Raw genomic sequence first — 5,343 nt, 5'->3', positions numbered from 1 at the left:
GTTCTTGTGAAGACAACATTCTCAACACTCCTTCATTTTCGTAACGCTTACATACATTATACTAAAAACCCACTATTCTATCTATTGAAATCATAGGTAGAATAGGGGTTTTTCAGCAGTCTCGTTCTCTCAGGCAGATCTTTTTAATTTGTCTTCTTTAGCTGTTTCTGAATTTCTCTACATCCCTTGCAATCATGACTTCTTCATCTGTTGGAATAAGGAACACTTTAACTTTGGAGGAATCAGATGAGATTTCTCTTTCTTTACCACGTACATTGTTTTTCTCATCATCGATTTCTGCTCCCAGGAAGGTCAGTCCATCGATCACATTCTTACGAGTATCTGATCCATTTTCTCCAATGCCTGCAGTAAAGACAATGGCATCTACACCATTCATAGTCGCAGCATATGATCCGATGTATTTTCTGACACGATCTTCAAAAATACGAAGAGCCAGTTCAGCTTTTTCATTAGTAGCTTCTGCATCTTCAAGGTCTCTCATGTCACTTGATATGCCTGACAAGCCTTTCAGTCCAGATTCGTTATTTAGAATATAGATCATGTCATTGATAGACTCGATGCCTTCTTTTTCCATCAGGAATGGAAGCAATGAAGGATCAATGTCACCAGAACGTGTACCCATGGTCACTCCTGCAAGTGGGGTGAATCCCATAGATGTGTCTACTGATTTTCCGCCATCAACTGCAGTGATAGATGCACCATTACCTAAGTGACATGTAATGATTTTTGTGTCTTCAATTGGTTTTCCAAGCAGTTCAGCTGCTCGTTCAGCAACATATTTGTGGCTGGTTCCGTGTGCACCGTACTTACGGGCATTATGCTTTTCGTAATATTCCATTGGAATGCTGTAAAGGTAGTTCACTTTAGGCATAGTCTGATGGAATGATGTATCAAATACAGCTACACTAGTAATATCTGGAAGAATTTTACGGAAAGCCTTGATTCCAGTAGCGTTAGCCGGGTTATGAAGCGGAGCAAATTCAGATAGTTCTTCGATCTGATTGATGACTTCATCAGTTACTAGAGCTGAATCTTTAAAGATTTCTCCACCAGCAACCACACGGTGTCCCACACCAGTAATTTCATTGAAATCACTTAAAATGTTCCATTCTTTAAGCTGTTCAAGAAGCATTTCAACTGCCACTTCATGATCAGCGATATCGACAACTTGTTCGAATTTTTCGCCGTCATTGTATTTGATAGTAAAGATCGAATCATTCAGTCCAATTCTCTCTACGATTCCTGAAGCTAGTACGCTTTCTTCCGGCATAGTGAAAAGTTTCCATTTCAAACTTGAGCTTCCAGCATTAATTGCAATTGTCTTTGACATAATATATATGCTCCTTTTAGTTTATTTAATCCCTTGTTCCTTTTTCCACTTCTTAATATCCATTAAGAAGGTTTTGAACGCTTCTTTATTGGATAAGCTTGGAGAAGTAGCGATCAGCACTTCTTTAGCCTGTCTGCTCTTTTCTCCTTTTTTCTGAACGATCAGTATGGATTTTCTGGACTGTTTATTCTTGAACCATTCATTGGGCAGATGAATGAATCCCTGAACATATCCTATACTCTGAATAAATGAAAGCAGTCCTTTAACTTCTTCTGACTCAAACGTGCTTGTAGGCATGAGATAGAAAGCCAAGCCATCTTCTTTCAAGTAGTTAAGACCCTGCTCTACCAGTAGAAAATGACTATATGAGTAGCCTTCCTCAAATGAAGTACTGAAAGTATTACCCTCTAATTCTATCGGATAATACCCTACAGGTAAATCAGAAAGCATGATGTCTGCAGGATCCATCAGTAAAGGCTGAAGCGCGTCCTGATGCATCAGTTCGATCGGCATACCCAGTAATGCAGCTAATGTCGATGTTAAAGATATTAGCAGGTCATCATTATCCACACCTGTGAATCTAAATTTATTTTTAGAGGATTCCAGATTACTGAATAGTGTATACATCAAGTTGCCAGTGCCGACTGATAAATCAGCTATATGGGCGGGCTGGTCGAAATCGTATAGAAGTTCGATCAGATAACTGAAAATAATGCCGATGGCATCTGGAGTTGGCTGATGGTTCGGCTGAAGCAAGTCTTCCTTGGCCGCTTTGATCAGAATAAGCTGAATAGCCTGTTTTCGTTCTTCAGGGGTCAGTGCAGTCAGTGTCAAACGACTATATATATCGATCAACTGTTTCTGAGCCTCTTCCCCGGGCAGACCATTCTCCACATGAATATCTCCGTCATCCAGGATATTCTCACCTGTTTCGATCAGGGCTTCAATATAAGTTGAATCAAGCTCTTTTCTGATGAGTTCTGTGGAATCATTCAACACAGAAAAAAAACGTTCTACGTTATTTATGTCCAAAAAAAATTATCCTTTCATCTTTTAAGGTGGTCAACAGCGAGTAAGATACTTGGGATAAAAAGTTAAAGCAGATTTAGTTATTATTAGTAAGGGTATCTATAGACATTTTAACTCATTTACTCATTATTCACAAGATTAATAATTGGTGTATGTACATTCTGTCGTATGACATCCTGTCATCTTATCGTAAAGAAAAAAGGAATCATATCAGCTGATGTGATTCCTCCACTTCTCTTAATTTAGTTAGCCACAGGATAAACAGAAACTTGCTTTTTGTTTTTTCCTTTACGCTCGAAACGAACAACGCCATCAACTTTAGCATAAAGCGTGTCATCTCCACCACGACCAACGTTTTCACCTGGATGGATTTTAGTTCCGCGTTGACGGTATAAAATTGATCCACCTGAAACGACCTGACCGTCTCCACGCTTAGCGCCTAGACGTTTGGATTGAGAATCACGACCGTTGGAAGTAGACCCTCCACCTTTTTTCGTCGCGAAAAACTGTAAATTCATTTTCAACATGATTTTTGCACCTCCATTACTTATTGTCTGAGGAATGGACTGTCATATAGTCTCCATACTCTTCCTCCGTATTTTTCAAGGAAAGATGCAGACTATTCATCAATATTTGAGCTGTTTCCATTTGCTTCTGACTCAAACCTTCGGGCAGCGAGAACTTCAGAAAGCCTCCCTGATCATCAGCCGACACGATATCTGGCGATATCTTACCGATCTCTATCAGACTGTTCACTGTACCGATACTCAATGCTGAGACGGCGGCGCACACGATATCCTGACCATAAGGACCGGAATCAGCATGTCCAGTGACTTCCACTGAAGAGATATGCTCATTTTCAAACTGGAATAGAATATTGATCATTACAGAACCGCTTCCCTGTTTGTATTAGTTGGTTTTAATTGATTTGATTGTTACTTTTGTATACGGCTGACGGTGACCTTGCTTGTTGTGAGAGTCTTTTCTGCGACGGTATTTGTAAGTCGTAACTTTCTTACCGCGACCTTGTTTTTCGATAATTGCTTCAACTGAAGCACCTTCGATAAACGGACTTCCTACAACAGTGCTGTCTCCACCGACGAACAATACTTCTCCAAATGTTACAGTATCGCCAGATTCTCCGTCCAGTTTTTCGACAAAGATTTCCTGACCTTCTTCAACTTTGAACTGTTTGCCGCCTGTTTTGATGATTGCATACATACTTGTTGCACCTCCTTATAATTTTGAACAAAGCATAATACGCCCTATTCCTGCACTTAGACTCGCCGTTATAAGTGGCATTAGCTCTTAAATACTTATATACGAGCGGTTGTAGCTGTGGTGCGTCACAAATACAACATTAATATCATATCAAATAAGACATAACGAGTCAACGTTTTTTGTCGAAAAGCTTTTTCCAAAATGACTGTTTCTCTTCTTTAAGAGACATCAGCGGAACAGTGTCTCCCAGAAGACGTCTCGCAATGTTTCTATACCCTTGTGACGACACATGATCCGGATCCAACACTACTGGATTCCCTTTATTTGAAGATCTGACGACTTCATCGTCTTCAAAAATGATTCCCAACAGTTCTACTGATAGATGGCGGGTGATTTCTTCTATATCCATCACTTCACCCTTTTGCATCATTGACTTTCGGATTCGGTTAATGATCAGTTTCGGCTGCTGGATCGATGTCTGTTCGATCAGCCCGATGATTCTGTCTGCATCTCGGATTGCTGACATTTCAGGCGTTGTCACCAGAATAGCGTCATCGGCTGCAGCTATAGAGTTTTTGAATCCTTGTTCGATTCCTGCTGGACAATCGATCAGCACAAAGTCATAATCTTTTTTAAGTTCGCCGATCAGATCTATCATCTGTTCTTCATTGATAGCATTCTTGTCAGCGTGCTGAGCAGCTGGAAGCAGGAAAAGCTGATCATTGAAGCGCTTGTCTTTTATGATAGCTTGATGAAGTTTTGCTCTTCCTTCGACTACATCAATAATATCGTAGATAATTCTATTCTCAAGACCTAAAATAACATCCAGGTTACGAAGTCCTATGTCCATATCCACTAGACACACTTTTCTGCTTTGAAGGGCCAGAGCTGTTCCTATGTTTGCAGTGGATGTCGTTTTTCCTACTCCGCCTTTACCTGATGTAACAACAATTGCTTTTCCCATTTAAAATAAACCTCCTGAGTGTTTCCCTATTTCTGGTCGTATAGTTTTCAAGTAATGCAGAGAACCGACCTCTATGATATGTAAATCATTCACGTAAACAAATTGGATGTCCTCTGACTGTACAAGGTTTTCATCTCTGTTCTCAATGACATGTACATTTCCGCCAATCCTCACTTGTGCGTTATACTTGAAATTCGCCAGGACTATGGCATTTTCATTGCCTTCAAATCCTGCATGGGCGATCCCTTTCAATTCTCCGATAACAAATATACTGCCCGTTGCCCGAACTGTTCCACCTGGATGGACTTGACCTATAAGCAGCAAATCACCATCAGCTTCAAGAATTTGACCGCTTCTGACTGTTCTTACTTCAAGCTTTGGGCGTGCTTCTCTGGCACGTTTCTGAGCATCTTCGATCGAAATAACATCGGATTCGTATGAACTGATTTTAAAATGCTCATCCTCAATGATATAGCTAATCTGTTTTTTTTCGTCAGCTGACAGCAGCCTGTTCCCAGTGTCAACAAAAAAAATCAGCTCATGTCCTTTCTGAGTATCCTTTTTCAGTTGAACTGTAAGTTCTTTCAGCTGGTCAACTACTTCTTCAAAGGAAGCTGAAGCGTGCAGGATAATCTGAAACCCTCCCGTTCTTCCCTTTAGTGTTACAGCATTCTTCATTGGCTCCACTCCTCATTATCTGTAGTTACTGTCAAATTTTTTTGTTCTTAAAGGTCTATAACCGTTGTTCTATCAAGGAAAAGACAAAAAACACTTGCCC

At 40.3% G+C, this 5,343-nt stretch carries 7 protein-coding genes and 1 other annotated feature; all 7 genes read right to left on the bottom strand.

What is annotated here, in order from left to right; translation table 11 throughout:
• Window positions 1-157: 157 nt before the first annotated feature.
• The 7 genes from ABFX15_RS07650 to ABFX15_RS07620 all read right to left on the bottom strand — a co-directional run bounded on the left by ABFX15_RS07650 (window position 158) and on the right by ABFX15_RS07620 (window position 5,243).
• A complete protein-coding gene (locus ABFX15_RS07650; protein ID WP_346024873.1) occupies window positions 158-1,351 on the bottom strand; it encodes an acetate/propionate family kinase in 1,194 nt (397 codons plus the stop codon).
• A gap of 21 nt (window positions 1,352-1,372) precedes the next feature.
• Complete coding sequence (locus ABFX15_RS07645; protein ID WP_346024872.1) at window positions 1,373-2,383, bottom strand: class I SAM-dependent methyltransferase; 1,011 nt, start codon at window positions 2,381-2,383, stop codon at window positions 1,373-1,375.
• 239 nt (window positions 2,384-2,622) lie between these two features.
• On the bottom strand, window positions 2,623-2,907 hold the full coding sequence (gene rpmA / locus ABFX15_RS07640) for a 50S ribosomal protein L27 (protein ID WP_091478941.1): 285 nt from the start codon (window positions 2,905-2,907) through the stop codon (window positions 2,623-2,625).
• Window positions 2,908-2,923: 16 nt separating this feature from the next.
• Entirely contained in the window at window positions 2,924-3,265 is a 342-nt protein-coding gene (locus tag ABFX15_RS07635; protein ID WP_346024871.1) for a ribosomal-processing cysteine protease Prp, read from the bottom strand.
• A gap of 24 nt (window positions 3,266-3,289) precedes the next feature.
• Complete coding sequence (gene rplU, locus ABFX15_RS07630) at window positions 3,290-3,601, bottom strand: 50S ribosomal protein L21 (RefSeq protein WP_346024870.1); 312 nt, start codon at window positions 3,599-3,601, stop codon at window positions 3,290-3,292.
• A gap of 48 nt (window positions 3,602-3,649) precedes the next feature.
• Window positions 3,650-3,722: a sequence feature (ribosomal protein L21 leader region), on the bottom strand.
• A gap of 48 nt (window positions 3,723-3,770) precedes the next feature.
• Window positions 3,771-4,565, bottom strand: a complete 795-nt coding sequence (minD, locus tag ABFX15_RS07625) for a septum site-determining protein MinD (RefSeq protein ID WP_346024869.1) — start codon at window positions 4,563-4,565, stop codon at window positions 3,771-3,773.
• Entirely contained in the window at window positions 4,566-5,243 is a 678-nt protein-coding gene (locus tag ABFX15_RS07620; protein WP_346024868.1) for a septum site-determining protein MinC, read from the bottom strand.
• Window positions 5,244-5,343: the final 100 nt, after the last annotated feature.

Origin of the sequence: Alkalibacterium indicireducens (genome assembly GCF_039522005.1) — a bacterium.
GTDB lineage: Bacteria > Bacillota > Bacilli > Lactobacillales > Carnobacteriaceae_A > Alkalibacterium > Alkalibacterium indicireducens.
Note: the sequence above shows the minus strand (reverse complement) of the source record. Positions and strands in the feature narration are given on the sequence as shown.